The sequence below is a fragment of the Epilithonimonas pallida genome (assembly GCF_900182975.1).
Lineage (GTDB): Bacteria > Bacteroidota > Bacteroidia > Flavobacteriales > Weeksellaceae > Epilithonimonas > Epilithonimonas pallida.
In genome coordinates this window covers 182,453-203,047 of sequence record NZ_FXUO01000002.1, presented here as the reverse complement: position 1 = coordinate 203,047, position 20,595 = coordinate 182,453, and the positions used below count along the sequence as shown (strand labels likewise).

Below are 20,595 nucleotides of genomic sequence, written 5' to 3'. Positions count from 1 at the left end.
ACATTGGCATCAATTAAAATAATTTTCGCTAATATTTCATAAAAAAACCAGAAACATCTCTGTTCTGGTCTTAGGTTTTTTATTAACAATACTCTTCGAAAGCGGCCTGAAGATTGGCAGCAATTGCGCCTGCAGGATTACCTTCGATGTGGTGTCTTTCCAGCATATGCACCAACTCGCCATCTTTGAAAAGTGCCACAGCTGGTGAACTAGGCGGGAATGGAGCTAATAATCTTCTGGCTTCTGCTACCGCTTCTGTGTCAAATCCTGCGAAAGCTGTTACCAGATGGTCTGGCTTTTTCTCACCTGTCAAAGAGTACAAAACGCCTGGTCTTGCAGCGCCAGCTGCACAACCACAAACGGAATTGATTACTAAAAGTGTTGTCCCGCTTTGCTTAAGCGCTTCGTCAACTTGTTCTGGTGTTGTAAGGTCTTCAAAACCTTTATCTGTAAGTTCTGCCTTCATTGGCAATACTAAATCTGCTGGATACATATTAAATTTATTTAGGTTAATTCGAATTGCAAATTTAATCAAATAATATTTGCATTATCTGATCAATCATTCTATTAAAATTATACCAAATATCTATTGCGCCATTTTGACTGAATTCCCAAACAAAAACCTTGAATCCGAAAATTCAAGGCTTTAATCAAATCGATATGCAAATTAAGTATATCCAGTTTTTATAATTGATAAAATATAAATGATAAATGATTATCAATTATCGCTTATCAACTATCATTGATGATTTAAGAAAGTAGCTTTTTAACCATTTCGGAAATGCTCTTTCCGTCAGATTTTCCGGCTAATGCTTTGGAAGCAACACCCATTACTTTTCCTAAATCTTTAATAGTCTCTGCTCCGGTTTCAGAAATGATTTTCTTGATTTCTGATTCCAGTTCTTCCTCAGATAATTGTTTCGGTAGAAACTTCTCAATGACTTTCATCTGAGCTTCTTCCACGTCAGCAAGGTCTGTTCTTCCCTGAGCCATAAACTGCTCATAAGAATCCTTTCTCTGCTTTATCATTCTTTGCAAAATCGCAATCTCCTGTTCTGCTGAAACTTCGGCTCCTCTGGCTTCGGTTTGTAGTAAAAGAATCTGAGACTTTACTGCTCTCAGAGAGTCCAAAGCTACACGGTCTTTTTCTCTCATCGCCGTTTTGATGGCTTCGCTTATTGTATTTTCTAAACTCATTTTTTCTGTATTAATGTAAAAGGTATTAATGTATTTATGATAAAATGTAAAACGCTTATCCAATATCGTTAATACATTCTATCATAAATACATTAGTACAATTCTAGTCAACATCTTTGTTAAGAAACCGGTTTTCTCTCAGTTGCATACTTCCATTATTATCAGACAAATAAGTATTAATATTCTGGTCTGATGCATTAGAACCATCAATATTGATGTTCTTTCTTTTGAAAGCAGGAACGGTTTCGAAAACATTCTCATTATCCAATTGCTGGTAACGTGAATTGAATTCTCTCAGCTTATTTCTTCTTTCCATTGCTTTTGAAGCATCAGGCGTTTTGTTGAAGAAAGTAAATCCGCTTTCAGTTTCCTGAACCGGTTCCGGCTTTTTCTCCTCTATGATTTCCTCTTTAGTTTCAATAGCAAAAGAAAATTGAGTTGGTTCTTCAACTTTTTCTTCGATGATTTCGTTAACGGCTTCTTCTTTAACTTCAGAAATAACCTGCTTTTCGATTACAGGAAATTCTTCTTCAACAGCAGGTTCATTAATTGTGAAAGTGACTTCAACAGGCTTTTCAATTACTTCTTCTTTGAAAGACGCTTTTGGCTTTTCCTCAACTTCGAAAGAAAAAGATTGTGCCTCCAAATCTACTTCTTCATAACTCTCTTCTTCGAAAGTGAAAAGGTTGTATTCCTGTTTTTCGTTATTAGAACTATAATCGTTTGAGAAATCCTGGATTTCCTCGTTTTCGATGATTTCGATTTTTGCTTTTGGCTCTTCTACAAGACTTTCTGCAACGGAATTGGTTGGAAAGCTGGAAGTTCCGAAATCTTCATCATCTTCTAACCGAAAAAAATTTTTCCCGGATTGCACTTCAGATTTTGATTCTTCCTGGAATCTGCTTTTGAACGGCGATTCTCTGTGAGATGAAGGGCTTGGTCTGTCTTCCAAAGAATATTTAATCGTTTCAGTAACGCCGGAATGTTTTTTATTATCGTTGGAGAAACCGGTTGCTATGACCAAAACGCTCACTGCATCACCCAATTCCTCATCAGAACCAACTCCAAAAATAATATCAGCCGTGTTTCCAGCTTCCTTTTGGATGTGGTCCATAATCACACCGATTTCGTCCATTGTTACTTCAGTCGCACCGCTTCTGATTAGCAATAGAACATTTTTCGCGCCTGTGATTTTGTTATCATTCAATAATGGAGAATCCAATGCTTTTTTAACTGCTTCTTCCGCTTTATTTTCACCGCTAGCAATTCCTGTTGACATCAATGCTGTTCCGGAATTAGCTAATACAGATTTGGCATCACGGAAGTCAATATTAACATCGAAGTAACCGGTAATCACCTCAGCCATTCCTTTTGCAGCATTGGTCAACACTTCATCTGCTTTTGAGAATCCTTGTTTGAAACCAAGATTACCAAATTGTTGTCTCAGTTTATCATTATTAATGACAATCAAAGAATCAACATTATTCCTTAATTTTTCCAAACCTAATTCAGCCTGGTCCAATCTTCTTTTTCCTTCAAAACTAAAAGGTACGGTTACGATTCCAACAGTAAGAATCCCCATTTCCTTAGCCACTTTTGCAATCACAGGTGCAGCACCGGTTCCGGTTCCACCGCCCATTCCAGCTGTGATGAAAACCATTTTGGTGTTTTGTCCCATTGATGCTTTGATATCATCAATGCTTTCGATTGCTGCTTTTTCTCCAACTTCCGGGTCAGCACCGGCACCAAGACCTTCGGTCATTGTTACGCCTAACTGAACTTTGTTAGCCACAGGATTGTTGTCAAGAGTCTGCGCATCGGTATTGCAAATCACGAAATCTACACCATAAATCCCTTTCTCGTACATATGCTTCAAAGCGTTGTTTCCACCGCCTCCAACACCGATTACTTTAATAATTGAAGAATTGCCTTTTGGTAAATCAAATGAGAATCCTTGTGTATTATTTATATTGTCCATAGTAGTTATTTTTTATAGTTGATAGTTGATAAATGATAATCGGTTTATTATGATTGCCTTAATCATTTATCAATTTTCTTTTATCATTTATGTTTTACTCTTCTACTTCCTCGAAGAATTTTTTCACTTTGTCTAAAATCGACTGACCGAAAGTCGGTTTGTTTCTTTTAGCTTCTTCTTTTGGTTTTGTAACTTCTTCGAGAGCCTGAACTTGCTGAGGTTTCTCAACTTCTGTAGTTGGTTGAGCAACTTGTTCTGCCTTAGTTACGGCTTCTTCGATAATTTCTTCTTCTGTTGGAAGGATTTTTTTATCTCTGATTTTAAGACTTTCCATCAATAAACCGATGGACGTTGCAAATTCCGGTCCTTTAAGATATTGGTTTTTATCATTCGCCACATACTCGTTAGCGAAACCAATTCTGCTGTCGAAACCTGTTGTGTAATTCGCTAACTGACGAAGGTTTCTCAGGTTGGAACCACCTCCGGTTAATACGATTCCTGCAATCAGTTTTTTCTTTTGCTCAAAAGCGCCGTAACCTTTCAGTTCGGTGTTTACCATTTCCAGAATTTCTTCAACTCTCGCATTGATAATCTGAGCCAAAACCTTCAACGAAATCTCTTTGTCCGGACGACCGTGCAATCCCGGGATTGTCACGTAAGTACTGTCTTTTTCCAATTCCGGAACAGACGAACCGAATTTCACTTTCAGTTGTTCTGCGTGTTTCTCAATGATTGAACACCCTTCCTTGATATCGTCAGTGATAATTCCACCTCCGTAAGGAATCACGCAAGTATGACGAATGATGTTATCTTTGAAAATCGCGATATCCGTAGTTCCACCACCAATATCAACAATTGCAACACCAGCTTCTTTTTCTTCTTTTGTAAGAACAGCTTCAGACGAAGCCAAAGGCTCTAATGTCAAAGCTTCCATTTCAAGACCAGCTTCGCGAACACATCTTGCGATATTTCTGATAGAACCCATTTGTCCCACAACAACATGGAAATTGGCTTCCAATCTTTTGCCGTGCATTCCAATTGGTTCCTGGATCTCGCCTTCAGAATCCACTTTGTATTCCTGAGGCAAAACGTGGATGATTTCTTCGCCAGGCAACATCACCAATTTCTTCACCTGGTCTTTTAGTTTCTCGATATCATCTTCCGTGATGTATCTATCCGGATGCTCTCTCATGATGTAATCCGAATGCTGGAGAGAACGGATATGTTTTCCTGCAATTCCTACAGTTACCTTGTGGATAGGAACGCCAGCGCTGGATTGCGCTTCTGCAACTGCAGTTTTGATGGAATTGATAGTTTGGGAAATGTTGTTCACGATTCCTTTGTGAACACCAAGACTTTTAGCCTTCCCAACGCCCAGGATTTCGATTTTCCCGTGAGCGTTACGTCTTCCGACAATGGCGACAATCTTAGTTGTCCCAATGTCCAGACCTACTGAATACTCTTGATTTTCCATTATATGCTCGATTTGATTTTTTATTCTACTACTACTTTTGCTTTTTTCTTTTTGTCAGAAGTTGGTTTGGATGTTGTTTCCTTTTTCTTTTCCGAAGTTTTTTTCGGTTCAGATTTCTTCTCTACTTTTCTGGGTTTCGAAGGTTCTTTTTTGACTTCTGATTTCTTAGGTTCCGCTTTTTTAATTTCTTTTTTCGGTTCCGGTTTGGGCTCCGCTTTTTTAGTTTCTGTTTTTGCCGGAACCGATGCTAAAAGTTGCGTCGGTTTTTCTTCCGGTTTTGTAATTTCAATTTTTGGTGCATTTCTCAGAATACTGTCGTTTTCTTTGAAATAAGGATTCAGTGTGGTTACAATCTGATTATTGTATTTAACCGAAATCTTTTTGTACTTCTGAGGATTCTGATAAACCAGATATTTCTCCACAAAAGTTTTAAATCCTCTAACCTTGAAATCAATATTATCTAAATCTCCAATCTCAACTTTGTAATTTCCATCGCTTGTCAGAAGATTATAATTGTCTTTTTCTTTTTTGATTCCGATGAAATATTTTTTACTGAAATCATCTTTGTCAATTTTCTCAATCAGCTTTCCGAGTTCCTGATATTCCGAAGCATCGACATCGCCCATTACTAACATACACGGATAAGAAAAGTTTCTAGAAATCGGGAATTCAACACCTTTTTCGTCCACATAAAAATCCTTTCCGTTTTTATTCAGTCTGAAAATCGGAATGCGTTGTTTGATATCAACATTCAGATTTCCGTTCAGATTCATATAAACATTGGCACTGTCAACAAACGGAATCTCATTAATCTTTTTCTCCAATTCCGGAATCTTAACATCGCCAATCTTTTTTGTAGGATTAAATTGCTTTACCAAATCCTTGATGTCCTTTTCATCCACATAATAAACCGGCGTTTTGGTCTGGTTCATATTAATCGATACATTCTCCATCTTGGCGTTGTTGAAACGCTTTAACGAGAAACTGAGCAGAAATCCAAAAAGGACGACTGTTACGAGTATCTTCAATATTCTCCACTTGTTTTTCATATTAATTTTTGTATTGACGTATTAATGTAAAATGTACCAATGATTTTAAAAATCGTAAATACATTAATACGTTTTACATTTTACAAACTTTGCATCCATTCCATAATCGGGTCATAAAGTGTATCAATATTTCCCGCTCCGACTGTCAATAAAATATCAAAATCTTTCTCTTTTATCTTTTCAAAAGTCTCCTGTAATGTGCAGACTTCTTTGTTGTCTGTTTCGATTTTTTCAGCTAACCAACTTGATGTGATGCCTTCAAAATTTTCCTGAAGTTCTCTCGCAGGATAAATATCTAATAACAACAAATCATCTCCGTTTTCCAGACTTCTCGCAAAATCTTCTGCAAAATCTCTTGTTCTGCTAAAAAGATGCGGTTGAAAAACCACCAGCAATTTCTTGGTCGGATAAAATGTTTTTATCGAACCAATCACTGCATTCAGTTCTGTTGGATGATGCGCATAATCATCGATATAAATCTTTCCGTTATCAAAAATATGTTTCGTATATCTTCTTTTGATGCCTTTAAAATTGGCAATTGCTTTTTTTAAAGTCTCGAAACCAACACCTAAATTGCTCAGAATCGCCAAAGCAACCGTTGCATTTTCAACATTGTGAATTCCCGGAATTTCCCAGACAAAATCTTCAACCTCCTGCGTTGGCGTATGAAAATCAAAATAGATTTTATCATGTTCCATTCTCAGGTTATCGGAATAATAATCCGCCTCCTCATTCACAGCATAAGTTTTATGTCCTCTTCCGATTGCAATTCCTTTTCTCACAAACAACTGATTATCATTCGGAACTAAAGCAGCGAATTGACGGAAACCATCTTCAATCTGAACTCTATCACCATAAATATCCAAATGGTCTGCATCAATTGATGTTACAACCGCCCAATCCGGAGAAAGGTTCAGGAAGCTTCTATCATATTCATCCGCTTCGACCACGGAAAACTGATTTCCATTGTAATCGAAATTAGATTTGAAATTTTCAGAAATTCCACCCAAAAATGCGGATGAAGGCAGATTTGCTTCTTTGCATAGATGTGCTATTAATGTAGAAGTTGTTGTCTTTCCGTGAGTTCCAGCAACGGCGATGCAATCTGTATTTTCTGTAATCAATCCCAAAACTTTTGCACGTTTCAGAATCTCAAAACTTTCACTTGCGAAGTAATCCAGAATTCCGAGTTTCTTAATTGCAGGCGTATAAATAACCAAAGTTGATTCTTTATCCAACGCTACAATTTTTTCATCAATGACATCTTCAAACGTAATATCAATACCTTCAAAACCAATTTGAGCCGTTAGTTTTGTTGGCGTTTTATCATAACCCAAAACATTTTTGCCGTTGGCGTGAAAATATCTCGCCAGCGCACTCATCCCAATCCCACCGATGCCGATGAAATAGAAGTTTTGATATTTGTTTAAGATGCTCATTTTTTCTTTCTTTTATACCATTTATTGTATGGTGTTTTGGACAAATAGAACGTATTGATATAATCTTTGTCTCTGGTCATTCCTACTCTCAGATATTTGACACTATCATTTTTTTCAGTTTTAACATTAAAAACAAACAAGTCATAAAAATCTGACGGATAGACATTAGTTTTAGCAGCGTATAAGCTCCCTATTTCTACTTTTCCATATTTTTTTTCAAAGCTTTCACAAACTGTTTTATTTCTTTCTTGGGAAAAATAATTCTTCATATTGACATCCATGTTGAAGCCTGTGATTTCAGAATAATCTTTTTTTCCACATTTAGAAAAAAAATTCTCAGCAAAGCTTTTAGCAAAAGTTTGTCTTGCTTGTGTATTATTTTTTGCCGGCATATTATTATACCGATTCACACAGCTTGATAAACCTATCAAACAAAAAAATAATAATATGTGTTTCAATAATTTCATTAAACTATATCACTTTAAAAATCTCATCCACGATTCCTTTCGCTGCTGTTGGTTTTGCAAAAAATTCCAGATTGGCTGACATTTCTTTTCTAAGATTTTCGTTCTCACAGATTTCTGAAAGCGTGCTCCAGAATTTGTCTTTCATTTCAGAATCTTTTACCATTCTTGCCGCATTTTTCTCAACCAGAGTCAAAGCATTTTTAGTTTGATGGTCTTCCGCCGCAAAAGGAAAAGGGACCAATAAAACCGGCTTTTCAGCAACTGCCAATTCTGAAATCGCAATTGCACCAGCTCTGGAAACAATCACATCCGCTGCGGAATAAGCCAAAGCCATATCGGAGATGAATTCTTTAATTTGAATTCCAGACGCTTCGATTCCGCTCATCGTGACATCGCTTATAATTTGCTGGTAGTCAGTTTTTCCGGTTTGCCAGATTAACTGATAACCTTTTTCTTTAAGTTTTTCAAAATTATCTTTCCAGCCGTTGTTCAGAGTTCTGGAGCCGAGTGAACCGCCAACTGAAAGAATCGTTAATTTATTTTTATCTAGGCCTAATTTTTCTTTAGCTAAATCTTTATCAATCAAATCCGTGATGATATTCTGACGGATTGGATTTCCTAAGAAATAAGTTTTCGTTCCCGGGAAAAATTTCTCCATATCCGGATAAGCTGTGAAAACGGCTTTCGCTTTTTTTGCATTGAAAACATTCGTCTTTCCAGGCAAAGAATTCTGCTCCTGAATAAAAGTCGGAATTCCCATTTTCGCAGCAATGTACAAAGCAGGTCCGCTTGCAAAACCACCAGTTCCAACCGCAAAATCCGGTTTAAAATTTTTAATGATTTTCTTAGCCTTAATCAAACTGGAAATGATTTTAAATGGAAGCCCGATATTCTTCATAAGATTTCCTCTGTCGAATCCGGCGATGTTCAATCCTTCGATTTTGAATCCGGCTTGAGGAACCTTTTCCATTTCCATTTTTCCATTCGCACCAATGAACAAAAACTTTGCATCGGGAAACCGTTTCTGGATTTCCTGAGCAATCGCAACCGCCGGAAAGATGTGTCCACCTGTTCCGCCGCCGCTCATTAATATTTTTAGTTTTCTGCTCATATTTTTTATAATTGATAAGAGATAATTGATGATTTATAAATTATCGTTCATCATTTATTTTTTATGCGATATCATTTATTTCTTCAATACTTTGTCTTTTACCCAGACCTTCTTCATCAAAAACCTGAATTCTGGAACTTACATTCAGGATAATCCCTAGTTGAATATAGGTTACCAACATCGATGTTCCTCCGTAACTTATTAATGGTAGAGGTTGACCTGTAACCGGAATCAGGTTCACAGCAACAGCGATGTTCACTGATAATTGAATGAATATCATTAATCCGATTGCTAATACGAGTAACGAGCCAAAAAAAGCGGGCATTTTACTGGCAATCATTACAATTCTGATTATCATTATCATATAAAGACTAATCAGAACAAAGGCTCCAATCCAACCGTATTCTTCCACAATGATTGCGAAAATAAAATCTGAAACCGATTGGGGTAACGTCTGTTTCAAAGCACTTTTTCCTGGTCCGATTCCGTTGAATCCGCCGTGAACAATCGCTGCTTTCGCCTGCATCACCTGATAGTTTTTTGCTTTGATACTTTCGTCTTCAACATCAGCTGTTTTCTTGGAACTCGTGAAGGTTTCGATACGGCTCATCCAAGTATGAACACGGTTTCCTCCGATTAAATTCGTATTCAATGCAATGACTAAAAACATCACAACGAAAACTACGGCAACCGAGATAAATCCCGCTACATATTGCCAGGCTAATTGTCCGATAATTAATATAATAATCGAAACCATCATAATCATCAAAGCTGTAGAACCGTTGTCTTTTGCAACCAATCCGAACACAATCAGAATTGGTCCGAAGATGTAAATGATGTTCTCAATCGGAACTCTTTCCCTTTTGATTTTCTTAGTCAAATATCTGCACAGATAAATAATCAGCATCAAATAAGCAAATGACGATGGCTGAAAAGAAATCGGTGTTCCCGGGATTTTCAACCAACGCGAAGCACTTGCACCTTCAATCTTTTGTCCTGTAAACATCGTAATTAACAACAGTCCAATCGTGAACAAAAGTAGAATAGAACTCAGTTTTCCGATGTATTCGTACTTAACTGTTCCTACGAAACGCATAATTCCCAAACCAATGAATACGAAAACGATATGCTTGAAAACGTGACCTGTTGTGGTCCCGTTGTTCACGATATATTCCAGATTCGAACTTGCGGAATAAACCGGAAATACGGAAAGGAAGGAAATCAAAATGATAACCGACCAAAGGACTTTGTCTCCTTTCAGTAGCTCGAATTTGTTTTCTGTCGTTTGGTTTTCCATTTATTATTAATGTATTGAAGTAAAAAGTATTAATGAAGTTTAAAATCGTTAATACATAAATACTTTTTACATTTTACTTTAATTCTTAATTGTCAATTCTTCTAATACTTCTTTTTTAAATTGATTTCCACGGTCTTCATAACCATTGAATAAATCAAAACTAGCGCAACAAGGTGATAACAAAACCACATCTCCTTTTTCTGCAATGGATTTGGAAACTTCTACTGCTTTCTGCATACTCGAAGTATCATAAATCTCGGTTTTTTTGTCTTTGAAAAAGTCAATAATCTTATGATTATCAACACCTAAACAGACAATTGCTTTAACTTTTTTCTTGACCAATTCTTCGATTTCTGTATAATCGTTTCCCTTGTCTTTTCCGCCAACAATCCAAACCACCGGCTGCTTCATACTTTCCAAAGCGAAGTAAGTGGCATTGACGTTGGTTGCCTTGCTGTCATTGATGAACTTGACACCTCTGATTTCAGCCACAGGTTCCAATCTGTGTTCAACCGCCTGGAATGTCATTAAGGAATGCCTGATGCTTTCATTGCTGATTTCCAGTAACTTTCCTGCGATACTTGCCGCTAGGCTATTCGCTACATTATGTTTTCCGACCAATGATAATTCATCGATATTCATTGTGAATCCTTCATTAATGTTGACCACAAAATTTTCATCAATCGAGAAAGCACCTTTTTCCAGTTTTTCATTCAGTGAAAATGGTACTTTGGTCACTTTCAAATCCAATTTTTCCAGAATCGATTTGCTCATTTCGTCATCCTTATTGTAGATGAAAAAATTATTAGCCTCCTGATTTTCAACAATTCTGAACTTAGCCAATGCATATTCTTCATAATTGTAATTGTACTGGTCAAGGTGATCCTTAGACAAATTCAATAACAATGAAATATAAGGTCTGAAATTCTGAATATCATCCAACTGAAAGCTACTCACTTCCAATACATAATAATCAAAATTCTCCTCAGCCACCTGTTTCGCAAAGCTCTTTCCGATGTTTCCGCCTAATCCAACATTGAATCCGTCTTCTTTCAGTATGTAATAAATCAAAGACGTTGTCGTCGTTTTTCCATTACTTCCTGTGATGGCAATGATTTTTGCATTGGTAAATTCTGAAGCAAATTCGATCTCAGAAGACAATCGGATTCCTTTCTCCTGAATCTTCTGAACCATTTCGGCTTTCTTCGGAATTCCCGGGCTTTTGATGACCCAATCGGCATTCAGGATTTTTTCTTCGGTGTGTGTCCCGTCTTCATAGTCAATCCCAAGCTCGTCCAATTCTTTTTTGTAATTCTCACGGATAGTTCCCATATCCGAAAGAAAGACATCAAAGCCTTTGGCTTTTGCCAGATAAGCAGCACCAACGCCGCTTTCGCCTCCTCCAAGTATTACTACTCTCATTTATGATTATTAGTTTTTATCTAGTTTTTAAAGTAATTAAACAAATAATTGCCAGCATTACACCTAAAATGATCATTCGGTTTACGATTTTGCTCTCGTGAAATCCTTCTTTCTGATAATGGTGATGTAATGGAGACATCTTGAATAATCTATTGTTTTGAGCATATTCCAGCCCGTGTTTTCTTTTTCTGTACTTGAAAACCCAAACCTGCAGAATCACAGATAAAAGTTCTATCAAGAAGACTCCGCATAAAACCGGAATCAATAATTCTTTTCTAAGGATAATTGCTAAAACCGCAATTACTCCGCCCAGCATCAGACTTCCCGTATCACCCATAAAAACCTGTGCAGGATAAGTGTTGTACCAAAAAAAACCGATAACAGCACCAACCAAAGCGAGGGCAAAAATCGTAGTTTCTCCCATATGCGGAAGGAACATAATGTTCAAATAATCAGCGAAAATCATATTTCCCGAAACATAGGCGAAAAATGCCAAAGTCAACAAAATCACAACACTTGTTCCTGCAGCCAAACCATCGATTCCATCAGTAATATTCGCTCCGTTGGAAACAGCCGTTACAATAAAAATAACAATAGGAATGAAAACGATCCAAGCCCATTCGTGTGCTTTTGCATCGTCCATCCAGAACAAAATCCCACTGTAATCGAACTCATTATTCTTTGTAAAAGGGACTGTAGAAACCGGAATTTTCTCGTCCGGCATAAAGTTCTGTTCTACATTATTTCTGTTGATAACAGTTGCATCAGCATACTTTCTCTTAACCTCAACATCAGGATGGAAATACATTGTAACACCGACAATTAAACCCAAACCAACCTGTCCGATTACTTTGAATTTCCCGCTCAATCCGTCTTTATTTTTCTTAACTTTTTTGAGATAATCGTCCAGAAAACCGATGGCTCCCATCCACAAAACCGAAATGATCAAAAGAACGATGTAAACATTGGTGATTCTGGTAAACAACAAAACCGGAATGATAGTAGCCAAAATGATAATCAAACCACCCATTGTCGGTGTTCCTTCCTTCTGTTTTTGTCCTTCCAGACCAAGATCTCTCACCAATTCTCCCATCTGCTTTCTTCTTAGGAAATTGATGATTCTTTTCCCGTAAGCCATTGCAATGATGAGCGAAAACAAAACTGCCATCGCTGCGCGGAACGAAATGTATTTGAACAAGTTCATTCCTGGAATGTGAATCCCATGGGCAGTTAAATATTCATATAGATAATATAGCATATAGATCTATTTTCCCATTAATTGTAATAATTCCCTAATTGTTTCTTTGTCATCAAAATGATGTTTCACACCATTGATTTCCTGATATGTCTCGTGACCTTTCCCGGCTACCAGAACAATATCTTTTGGCTCAGCAAATTTGATGGCCATTTTTATCGCTTCCCTTCTGTTAGGAATCGAAGTATACTTGCTGAAGTTCTGTGGCTGAACACCAGCTTCTATTTCTTTGATAATCTGTATCGGATCTTCTGTTCTTGGATTGTCCGAAGTGATGATTGCCAAAGTCGATTTTTTTGTAGCAATGTCTCCCATTTCCGGACGTTTGGTTTTGTCTCTGTCACCTCCGCAACCGAAAACACAAATCAGTCTTTCATTTTTTGTTCTGATTTCGTTGATGCTGTCCAACACATTTTCCAATGCATCCGGTGTATGCGAATAATCGACCACAAAGAAAATTCCACTGTCGGATTTTATCGTTTCGAACCTTCCGTTCACTCTTTGAAGTTTTGAAATTGCCTGAAGAACTTCTGTTTCGTCCATTCCTAGTTCCAAAGCGATTCCGTAAGCTAGTAACAAATTATAAGCGTTGAATTTTCCTGTCAATGTTGTCCAGAATTCTTTGTTATTAAAATTCAGCAACATGCCGTTGAAGTCCACTTCCAAAACTTTTCCGTGGAAATCTGCCATTGTTTTCAAAGCAAAGGATTTCTTTTTCGCTTTGGTGTTCTGCAGCATTACCAATCCGTTTTTGTCATCAGCATTCGTAATCGCAACTGCCGAATCTTCCAGTTCGTCAAAGAATCTCTTCTTTGCATAAATATAATTTTGGAAAGTCTTATGATAATCCAAATGATCGTGCGTGATATTTGTAAAACCAGCAATTTTGAAATGCAACCCTTCAATTCTATCTTGGGAAATCCCGTGAGAACTGACTTCCATAAAAGCATATTCGCAACCGATTTCAACCGCTTTTGCTAACATTTGATTCAGACGAATCACGTCTGGTGTTGTGTGCGTTGAAGGAATAATCTCTTCTCCGATTCTGTATTCAACGGTAGAAATCAAAGCAGATTGATAACCCAGATTTTTGAAGATATCAAATAATAAGGTTGTTACCGAAGTTTTTCCATTGGTTCCTGTAACGCCAATAAGATTCAATTTTTGAGAAGGATTTCCATAAAAATTAGAAGCCAAATGCCCTAAAGTTTTGGAAGAATCTTGAACTTTAATATAAGTTACCGCATCATTAATGTCCGCAGGCAATTCTTCACAAACGATCACTTTCGCTCCTTTCTCGATGCTTTGATTAATGTAAGAATGTCCGTCTGAAATGGTCCCTTTCAATGCAACATACAAAGAATTTTCAGCAACTTTTCTGCTGTCAAAAACCAATTCTGAAACTTCTCTTTCAAGAGTTCCGATGGTTTCCAGAGTCTGGATTCTTTGTAATAAGTCTTTTAAAATCATATATATAAGCTTTCGCTTTAATTTTTAGTTTTGAAGATTCAAATAAATCTTTTGGTTTTTTCCAATGATTGCGCCTTCTGCTGGAAATTGTCCCGTGATTTTTCCCACACCTTTATAATCTACTCTATAGCCTAGATTTTCAAGCTGTGGAATTACATTCTTGCCAATCATCCCCACCAGATTTGGCATTGAATCTCTTGTGACATTTACCTTTATGTTTGGCGTTGTCATTTTATTAAGGTTAACTTTACGTTCAACCAAAAGTTCTTTTTCAACATTCAACGGGGTTTTGAGAAAAGTTTTTCCTGCAATTTCCTTAAAAACCGGTGCTGAAACTGTTCCTCCATAAAAACCTTTTGATGTATCAGGCTGATTGACAACTACGATACAGGTATATTTCGGATTATCCGCCGGATAAAATCCTGCAAATGAGGCCTGATATTTCATCGGTCCGTCTTTCTTCCAATATTCGAATCTGGCTGTTCCTGTTTTTCCTGCAATTTTGAGATTGGGTGTATAGATACTTTTTGCAGTCCCTTTTTCAACAGCTTTTGTCAATGCACTTGTCATCATTTCAATTGCTTTATCGGACGCCATTTTTTTAACCATGACTTCCGGTTTTGCTTCATAAAGGATTTTACCGTCTTTCATTATTTTATCAATGAAAAGAGGCTTCACCATTTTACCTTTATTTGCAATTCCATTATAAAAAGTTACCAGTTGCAAAAGAGGAAATCTTGACGAATATCCATAAGCCAAAGATGCCAATGTTGCCTTGTTCCAACGTTTGCTTTGTGGTGTCTGAATAGACGGTTTAGCAATTCCCGGAAGTTCGATTTGCATTTTGTCGAACATTTTCCATTTTTTAAGATGATCTATAAAAACTTCCGGTTTATCTGCGTAATGCTGTGTGATAATCTTAGCGGCACCAACGTTGCTGGATTTTGCCAAAACATCACTCACGTCATAAGTTCCGCCTCCGTGACCGTCCGTGATTCTTTGTCCGGCATAGGTCCAGATTCCGTTTCCGATATTGACTTTAGTATTTTCGTCTATAAATCCGTCATCCATCGCTGCCAAAAGCGAAACCGTTTTGAAAGTAGAGCCAGGTTCCTGAGCATCTTTCACAGTATAGTTATAAGCATCAACATAAATTCCCGGCTCGGTTCTTCTAAGGTTAACCATAGCACGAATTTTTCCGGTTTCGGTTTCCATTACGACAACACAACCGTGATCTGCATCAAATTTTATTAACTGATTTTCTAACGCTGAATGAGCAATATCCTGAATTCTCAAATCCAAAGTGGTGTAAACATCCTGACCGTCAATTGGTTCTTTAACCTTCCAGTAATCAATTGGTTTCCATTGTGCTGAATTGATTCTTTGCTCCAGTCTTTTTCCGTCGATCCCTGTTAAAAATCTACTGAAAGCACCTTCCAAACCGGATTTTGATTCGCCATTATCCGCTCCGATGGTTCCGGCTCCGATTTGGGTTGTTGCCAATTCTCTTCGGAAATTTCTTTCTACGATAAAGCCGCCTTTATTTTTACCTTTTTTGAAAATCGGAAACTCACGGATTCTATCGTATTCATCAAAGTCCAAACCTTTTGCTAAAAGATAGTATTGATTATTTTTCTTGTTTTGTGCGTCCAATTTTGCTCTGAAATAACTTCTAGGCTTATCGAACATTTTGCTGAGAGAGTCCGTTAAAGCACCAATATTATTGGAATAGATTGTGTCTCTCATCGATTTGAAATCCAAATAGATATCGTAGCGCATAACCGTTGTTGCCAAGATAGAACCGTCTGAAGCAAACAGATTTCCACGAGCTGCTTTTAAGGTTGCTTCTCGGTAATTTTTGCTAATGTAATTATTTTCGAATTCCTCAACATTCGTATTCTGAAGAATCATAATTCTACCCAAAAAGATGACAAACAAAATGAAAGCTCCCAAAACAAAAAGGTAGCCCCACTTCAACGCATTGGAACGCTTTTTTTCGTAATTGTTATTTGGCTGCTTTATCATCTGTGCTGTCAACTTTTATCAATAATTTCATAGGGTGGCTTTCCAAACTCACCAAAGAATCCTGAACCATTTCTTTTCCCAGTTCGGATTCCATTCTAATTTTGATTAGCCTACTTTGTGCGTAAGCGTTTCTGGATTTATATTCTTCCGTTTCTTCTTTAAGCTTGTTAACGTGTTCTATTTTTTTGTTAACCAAGTGATTACTATAAATCATCACCATCAATAACCCGAAAATGAACAGAAAATATTTGTAATGTGCTTTTACCTCATCACGGTTAAGGAAATTTCCTTTTATGATGTCCATAAAAGTGAGTTTCTTTTTCTGCTTATTATAGGTTGTCTGCTTTGCCACGTTTTTATAATTGATAAGTGATGAATGAAAATTGATAATCATTTATCGCCTAGCATTTATGATTTATAACTTTGTTCCAATTCTCATTTTTGCGCTTCGTGCTCTAGAGTTTTCTTCAATTTCTTTATCATCCGGAATGATTGCTTTGGTTTGCAACAATTCGAATGCTTTTGCATAATTTCCGTAGATATCACGCTGAGGTTCACCTTCGAACATTCCGTTTTTCAGGAAACGTTTTACCAATCTGTCTTCCAGAGAATGATAAGAAATCACGACCAATCTTCCTTTCTGCTTCAAAATCTTATAAGACTGAACCAACATTTCTTTCAACACTTCCAGTTCCTGATTTACCTCAATTCTTACCGCCTGGAAAACCTGAGCAAAGAATTTATTTTGCTTAAATGCAGGAATATAACTGAACAGATTTTTTAAATCCTCAGTTGTTTCAATTTTTTTTGATTTTCTATGATGAACAATTTCTCTCGCCAATTTTCTCGCTTCTCTCAGTTCTCCATAATGGTAAAAGATGTCCGCCAGATCTTCCTCTTCGTACTCGTTGATGATTTTCTTCGCATCAAGACCTTGCATCACATTCATTCTCATATCTAGTGGCGCATTGCTTCTTGTAGAAAACCCTCTCTCTGCTTCATCAAACTGATGAGAAGAAACTCCTAAATCTGCTAAAATTCCATCAACATGAGAAATCCCATAAGCCAACATCGAATTTTCCAAAAACCTGAAATTCTGATTAACTAAAGTAAATCTCGGGTCATCAATGGCGTTTTTCAATGCATCCAAATCCTGGTCAAAAGAAAATAATTTTCCCTTGTCCGAAAGTCGGCTCAAAATCTCACGAGAATGTCCGCCTCCACCAAAAGTGCAGTCCACATAAATCCCGTCCGGATTGGTTACCAGAGCGTCTACACTTTGTTTTAACAAGACAGGATTGTGATACATTGTTTTTATAATTGATGAATGATGATTGATAAATGATTTAATAATTCGGTTTAAAAACCTATTAATTATTTTTTCTTAATTACTAATTTGATTCTTCGGAATCAAGATTTCCCATCACATCTTCCGCCAGACTGGCAAAATCCGATTCGCTGACTGAGATAACCTGTTCATAAGAATCTTTATCCCAAATCTCGAACAATTCGCCGGCGCTTGTAATCACGATATCTTTCCCAAGATTTGCAAATTGTGTTAAATCCTTACTGATTTGCAAACGACCAACGTTATCCAACTCCGCCGTTTTGACTCCAGCCGTAAACATCCTGATGAAATCTGCATTTTTTTTCACAAATCGGTTAAGACCGTTTATTTTTGCCATCAGTTTTTCCCAAGGCTTCATTGGATAAACCTCAAGACACTTCTGAAACACCGACCGCTTGATTACAAATGGCTCATCTGCAAAATGTTCCATCTGCTTCGTAAGCGAAGCAGGCAGTTTGATGCGCCCTTTGTCATCGATTTTACATTCGTATGTTCCAATGAAGTTTTTCATTTGGAGCAAATTTATATAAAAATCTACCACATTTTACCACTTTTGCCCACTTTTATACTTAATGTTTATAACTTTTTTGTCTTACAGCTTTCTTGGCTAATGATTTGATTTAAAATCGATTAAAATAGAATGTTGCGAAAAGCCTTACCATAAAGCATTTGCAATGAATAACTTAAAAAATTCGGGGGTAAAGTTTCGTTATTTAAAATGATTCTAACCTAAAATGATAAATGAGTATATTTGTTATATGAACTACTTAGAAGCACTTAACTGGCGATATTCTGTAAAAAAATTTGACGGAAGAAAGATCTCGTCAGAAAAATTGAATAATATTCTGGAAGCCGGAAGGTTGTCTGTCAGTTCTTTAGGACTTCAGCCGTATCATCTTTTGGTGGTGGGAAATAATGAAATGCTCCAAAAATTGATTCCGGCGTTTTATAATCCTTCACAGATCTCGACTTGTTCACATCTAGTAGTGTTGGTTTCAAAAACCAAAATCAATAAGAGTTACGTTGATGGCTATTTCGGTCATATTATTAATGAAAGAGGTGTGACTTTGGAACAGTTATCCGCTTTTAGAAATAACATCAATTCATTTATAGAAAGTTATTCTGCCAAAGAATTGGAAAGTTGGTCCGAGAAACAAAATTATATTGTTCTCGGTTCGATGATTATGGCTGCTGCTCAAGAACAGGTTGATACTTGTCCAATGGAAGGTTTCAAATCGGAAATTCTCGATGACCTACTTAATATAGATAAAGAAAAAGAAAAAATTGCCGTTGTTTTAGCCCTCGGTTATCGTGCAGAAGATGATATTTTTCAGAATTTTAAAAAAGTCAGGAAACCTTACGATAAGTTCATCAAATTCTTTTAACTTTATTATACCTTTATTAATTAAGGATTTATTTAACCAAAGATTCTATGATAAAAACAGACGTTCTTGTAATTGGTTCCGGGATTTCGGGCTTGTCTTATGCCATTAAAATCTCCGAACAGTTACCAGAAACAAAAATCATCATCGTAACCAAATCCAATGAAGACGAAAGCAATACCAAATATGCACAAGGTGGATTGGCTGTAGTTACGGATTTTTCCAAGGATAATTTTCAAAAACATATTGATGACACATTACGGGCCGGAGATTACATCAATAACCCGGATATTGTAAAAATGGTTGTGGAAGAAGCTCCACATCGTTTCAATGAGATTGTGGAATGGGGGGCAAAATTTGACCAGGAAAAAGGAAAGTATTCTCTCGGAAGAGAGGGAGGGCACACGGAAAACCGAATTGTACATCACAAAGATATCACAGGTTTCGAGATTGAAAGAGCGCTTCTGGAAACAGTTAATAACTCTCCGAATATTGAAATCCTGCCACATCATTATGTCATCGACCTGATAACACAGCACCACGTTCCGGGAAAGGAATTTGATAAAGGAAATATCGATTGTTACGGTGCTTATATTCTGGATGAGAAAAATAAAAAAATCAAGAAGATCACTTCGAAAATTACTTTGGTTGCAACTGGTGGCGCTGGTCACGTTTATAAAAATACAACCAACCCGATTATTGCAACAGGCGACGGAATTGCCTTTGTTCACAGAGCGCAGGGAAAGGTTTCGAATATGCAGTATTATCAGTTCCATCCAACAGCAATGTACTCTAAAAGAGACGGAATGCTGTTCCTGATTTCCGAAGCTGTCCGTGGCGATGGTGCAAAACTTCGTACCAAGAATGGAAAGCCATTTATGCAGAAATACGATGAACGCGAAGAACTGGCTTCCCGTGACATTGTTGCAAGAGCTATTGATAATGAGTTGAAAATCAGTGGTGATGATTATGTCGGTTTGGACTGCCGGGAGATGGACAGAGAAAAATTCATCAATCATTTTCCTAATATTTATCAAAAATGCATTGATGAGGGTATTGATCCGTTCAAAGAATTGATTCCGGTTGTTCCTGCCTGTCATTATCTAATGGGTGGGATTGACACAGATAAAAATGGGCAATCTTCTATAAAAAATCTTTTTGCAGTTGGAGAATGTACCAATTCCGGACTTCACGGTGCGAATCGTTTGGCATCCAATTCTTTATTGGAAGGTTTGGTTTTCGGCCATAATGCGGCGATGAAAACCGTTGAATTGTTAAAAGAAAATGATTTCAATTTTGATGATTTGAAAGCAGTTCCCGAATGGAATGACGAAGGGATGAAAATGATGGACGAAATGGTTCTTGTAACTTACCTCAGAAAACAACTTCAGGAGATGATGAGTGACCTGGTTGCGATTGTAAGAAGCAATGCGAGATTGGAATTGGCCAAGAAGAAACAGCGCGAAATCTACGAAGCAGTGACGGAACTTTATAATTATTCCATACTTTCACCTCAGCTTTCGGAACTGAGAAATCTTGTGAATGTTTCTTACCTTATTATAAAACATTCTCTGGAGATGAAAGAAAATAAAGGCGCATTCTATAATAAAGATTTAGCTACGAAACCGTTGCTTATAAATGAATAACCCCTTTTTTTAATTTAATTACCCTTTCAAAGTTT

18 protein-coding genes are annotated in these 20,595 nt (G+C 37.0%); 2 read left to right on the top strand and 16 right to left on the bottom strand.

The genetic code is table 11. The annotated features are described in order from the left end of the window. Positions 1–82 precede the first annotated feature (82 nt). The 16 genes from QOL71_RS04140 to mraZ form a co-directional block, all read right to left on the bottom strand. A complete protein-coding gene (locus tag QOL71_RS04140; protein ID WP_283415708.1) occupies positions 83–493 on the bottom strand; it encodes a BrxA/BrxB family bacilliredoxin in 411 nt (136 codons plus the stop codon). Between the two features lie 257 nt (positions 494–750). Next, positions 751–1,197: a GatB/YqeY domain-containing protein gene (locus tag QOL71_RS04135; RefSeq protein ID WP_283415707.1), complete on the bottom strand. Its 447-nt coding sequence runs from the start codon at positions 1,195–1,197 to the stop codon at positions 751–753. A gap of 103 nt (positions 1,198–1,300) precedes the next feature. Beyond that, complete coding sequence (gene ftsZ / locus QOL71_RS04130) at positions 1,301–3,175, bottom strand: cell division protein FtsZ (protein ID WP_283415706.1); 1,875 nt, start codon at positions 3,173–3,175, stop codon at positions 1,301–1,303. Between the two features lie 94 nt (positions 3,176–3,269). Then, positions 3,270–4,649, bottom strand: coding sequence for a cell division protein FtsA (gene ftsA, locus QOL71_RS04125; protein WP_283415705.1), 1,380 nt, complete (start codon positions 4,647–4,649; stop codon positions 3,270–3,272). Between the two features lie 20 nt (positions 4,650–4,669). Then, positions 4,670–5,698, bottom strand: a complete 1,029-nt coding sequence (locus QOL71_RS04120) for a cell division protein FtsQ/DivIB (protein ID WP_283415704.1) — start codon at positions 5,696–5,698, stop codon at positions 4,670–4,672. Between the two features lie 80 nt (positions 5,699–5,778). After that, complete coding sequence (murC, locus tag QOL71_RS04115) at positions 5,779–7,137, bottom strand: UDP-N-acetylmuramate--L-alanine ligase (RefSeq protein ID WP_283415703.1); 1,359 nt, start codon at positions 7,135–7,137, stop codon at positions 5,779–5,781. Beyond that, positions 7,134–7,529, bottom strand: a complete 396-nt coding sequence (locus QOL71_RS04110; RefSeq protein WP_283415702.1) for a hypothetical protein — start codon at positions 7,527–7,529, stop codon at positions 7,134–7,136. Before QOL71_RS04110 ends, murC begins: the two co-directional genes overlap by 4 nt. Positions 7,530–7,608: 79 nt before the next feature. Next, entirely contained in the window at positions 7,609–8,715 is a 1,107-nt protein-coding gene (murG, locus tag QOL71_RS04105) for an undecaprenyldiphospho-muramoylpentapeptide beta-N-acetylglucosaminyltransferase (protein ID WP_283415701.1), read from the bottom strand. Positions 8,716–8,776: 61 nt separating this feature from the next. After that, positions 8,777–10,012 (bottom strand): FtsW/RodA/SpoVE family cell cycle protein, encoded by a 1,236-nt coding sequence (locus QOL71_RS04100; RefSeq protein ID WP_283415700.1) that lies wholly within the window; start codon positions 10,010–10,012, stop codon positions 8,777–8,779. 78 nt (positions 10,013–10,090) lie between these two features. Next, on the bottom strand, positions 10,091–11,434 hold the full coding sequence (murD, locus tag QOL71_RS04095) for a UDP-N-acetylmuramoyl-L-alanine--D-glutamate ligase (protein WP_283415699.1): 1,344 nt from the start codon (positions 11,432–11,434) through the stop codon (positions 10,091–10,093). 16 nt (positions 11,435–11,450) lie between these two features. Beyond that, a complete protein-coding gene (gene mraY, locus QOL71_RS04090; protein WP_283415698.1) occupies positions 11,451–12,692 on the bottom strand; it encodes a phospho-N-acetylmuramoyl-pentapeptide-transferase in 1,242 nt (413 codons plus the stop codon). A 6-nt stretch (positions 12,693–12,698) separates the two neighbouring features. Beyond that, the gene (locus QOL71_RS04085) at positions 12,699–14,159 is read right to left on the bottom strand and encodes a UDP-N-acetylmuramoyl-L-alanyl-D-glutamate--2,6-diaminopimelate ligase (protein ID WP_283415697.1); all 1,461 of its coding nucleotides are present in this window, start codon (positions 14,157–14,159) and stop codon (positions 12,699–12,701) included. A 24-nt stretch (positions 14,160–14,183) separates the two neighbouring features. Then, positions 14,184–16,184, bottom strand: coding sequence for a penicillin-binding transpeptidase domain-containing protein (locus QOL71_RS04080; RefSeq protein WP_283415696.1), 2,001 nt, complete (start codon positions 16,182–16,184; stop codon positions 14,184–14,186). Then, entirely contained in the window at positions 16,165–16,536 is a 372-nt protein-coding gene (locus QOL71_RS04075) for an FtsL-like putative cell division protein (protein WP_248878322.1), read from the bottom strand. The genes QOL71_RS04080 and QOL71_RS04075 overlap by 20 nt, the downstream gene beginning before the upstream one ends. A gap of 63 nt (positions 16,537–16,599) precedes the next feature. Further along, positions 16,600–17,493, bottom strand: coding sequence for a 16S rRNA (cytosine(1402)-N(4))-methyltransferase RsmH (gene rsmH / locus QOL71_RS04070; RefSeq protein WP_283415695.1), 894 nt, complete (start codon positions 17,491–17,493; stop codon positions 16,600–16,602). An 82-nt stretch (positions 17,494–17,575) separates the two neighbouring features. Continuing rightward, complete coding sequence (gene mraZ / locus QOL71_RS04065; RefSeq protein ID WP_120211939.1) at positions 17,576–18,043, bottom strand: division/cell wall cluster transcriptional repressor MraZ; 468 nt, start codon at positions 18,041–18,043, stop codon at positions 17,576–17,578. A gap of 247 nt (positions 18,044–18,290) precedes the next feature. Between mraZ and QOL71_RS04060 the strand changes: the two genes are divergently transcribed. Further along, the gene (locus tag QOL71_RS04060) at positions 18,291–18,917 is read left to right on the top strand and encodes an NAD(P)H-dependent oxidoreductase (RefSeq protein WP_283415694.1); all 627 of its coding nucleotides are present in this window, start codon (positions 18,291–18,293) and stop codon (positions 18,915–18,917) included. A gap of 47 nt (positions 18,918–18,964) precedes the next feature. Next, positions 18,965–20,560, top strand: a complete 1,596-nt coding sequence (gene nadB, locus QOL71_RS04055; RefSeq protein WP_283415693.1) for an L-aspartate oxidase — start codon at positions 18,965–18,967, stop codon at positions 20,558–20,560. Positions 20,561–20,595 lie beyond the last annotated feature (35 nt).

Coding starts and splice junctions, on each gene's coding strand:
- nadB (WP_283415693.1), top strand. CDS start 18,965: ATGATAAAAACAGACGTTCTTGTAATTGGTTCCGGGATTTCGGGCTTG.
- mraY (WP_283415698.1), bottom strand. CDS start 12,692: ATGCTATATTATCTATATGAATATTTAACTGCCCATGGGATTCACATT.
- QOL71_RS04080 (WP_283415696.1), bottom strand. CDS start 16,184: ATGATAAAGCAGCCAAATAACAATTACGAAAAAAAGCGTTCCAATGCG.
- QOL71_RS04100 (WP_283415700.1), bottom strand. CDS start 10,012: ATGGAAAACCAAACGACAGAAAACAAATTCGAGCTACTGAAAGGAGAC.
- ftsA (WP_283415705.1), bottom strand. CDS start 4,649: ATGGAAAATCAAGAGTATTCAGTAGGTCTGGACATTGGGACAACTAAG.
- murC (WP_283415703.1), bottom strand. CDS start 7,137: ATGAGCATCTTAAACAAATATCAAAACTTCTATTTCATCGGCATCGGT.
- QOL71_RS04085 (WP_283415697.1), bottom strand. CDS start 14,159: ATGATTTTAAAAGACTTATTACAAAGAATCCAGACTCTGGAAACCATC.
- murD (WP_283415699.1), bottom strand. CDS start 11,434: ATGAGAGTAGTAATACTTGGAGGAGGCGAAAGCGGCGTTGGTGCTGCT.
- murG (WP_283415701.1), bottom strand. CDS start 8,715: ATGAGCAGAAAACTAAAAATATTAATGAGCGGCGGCGGAACAGGTGGA.
- ftsZ (WP_283415706.1), bottom strand. CDS start 3,175: ATGGACAATATAAATAATACACAAGGATTCTCATTTGATTTACCAAAA.
- mraZ (WP_120211939.1), bottom strand. CDS start 18,043: ATGAAAAACTTCATTGGAACATACGAATGTAAAATCGATGACAAAGGG.
- QOL71_RS04120 (WP_283415704.1), bottom strand. CDS start 5,698: ATGAAAAACAAGTGGAGAATATTGAAGATACTCGTAACAGTCGTCCTT.
- QOL71_RS04140 (WP_283415708.1), bottom strand. CDS start 493: ATGTATCCAGCAGATTTAGTATTGCCAATGAAGGCAGAACTTACAGAT.
- rsmH (WP_283415695.1), bottom strand. CDS start 17,493: ATGTATCACAATCCTGTCTTGTTAAAACAAAGTGTAGACGCTCTGGTA.
- QOL71_RS04060 (WP_283415694.1), top strand. CDS start 18,291: ATGAACTACTTAGAAGCACTTAACTGGCGATATTCTGTAAAAAAATTT.
- QOL71_RS04110 (WP_283415702.1), bottom strand. CDS start 7,529: ATGCCGGCAAAAAATAATACACAAGCAAGACAAACTTTTGCTAAAAGC.
- QOL71_RS04135 (WP_283415707.1), bottom strand. CDS start 1,197: ATGAGTTTAGAAAATACAATAAGCGAAGCCATCAAAACGGCGATGAGA.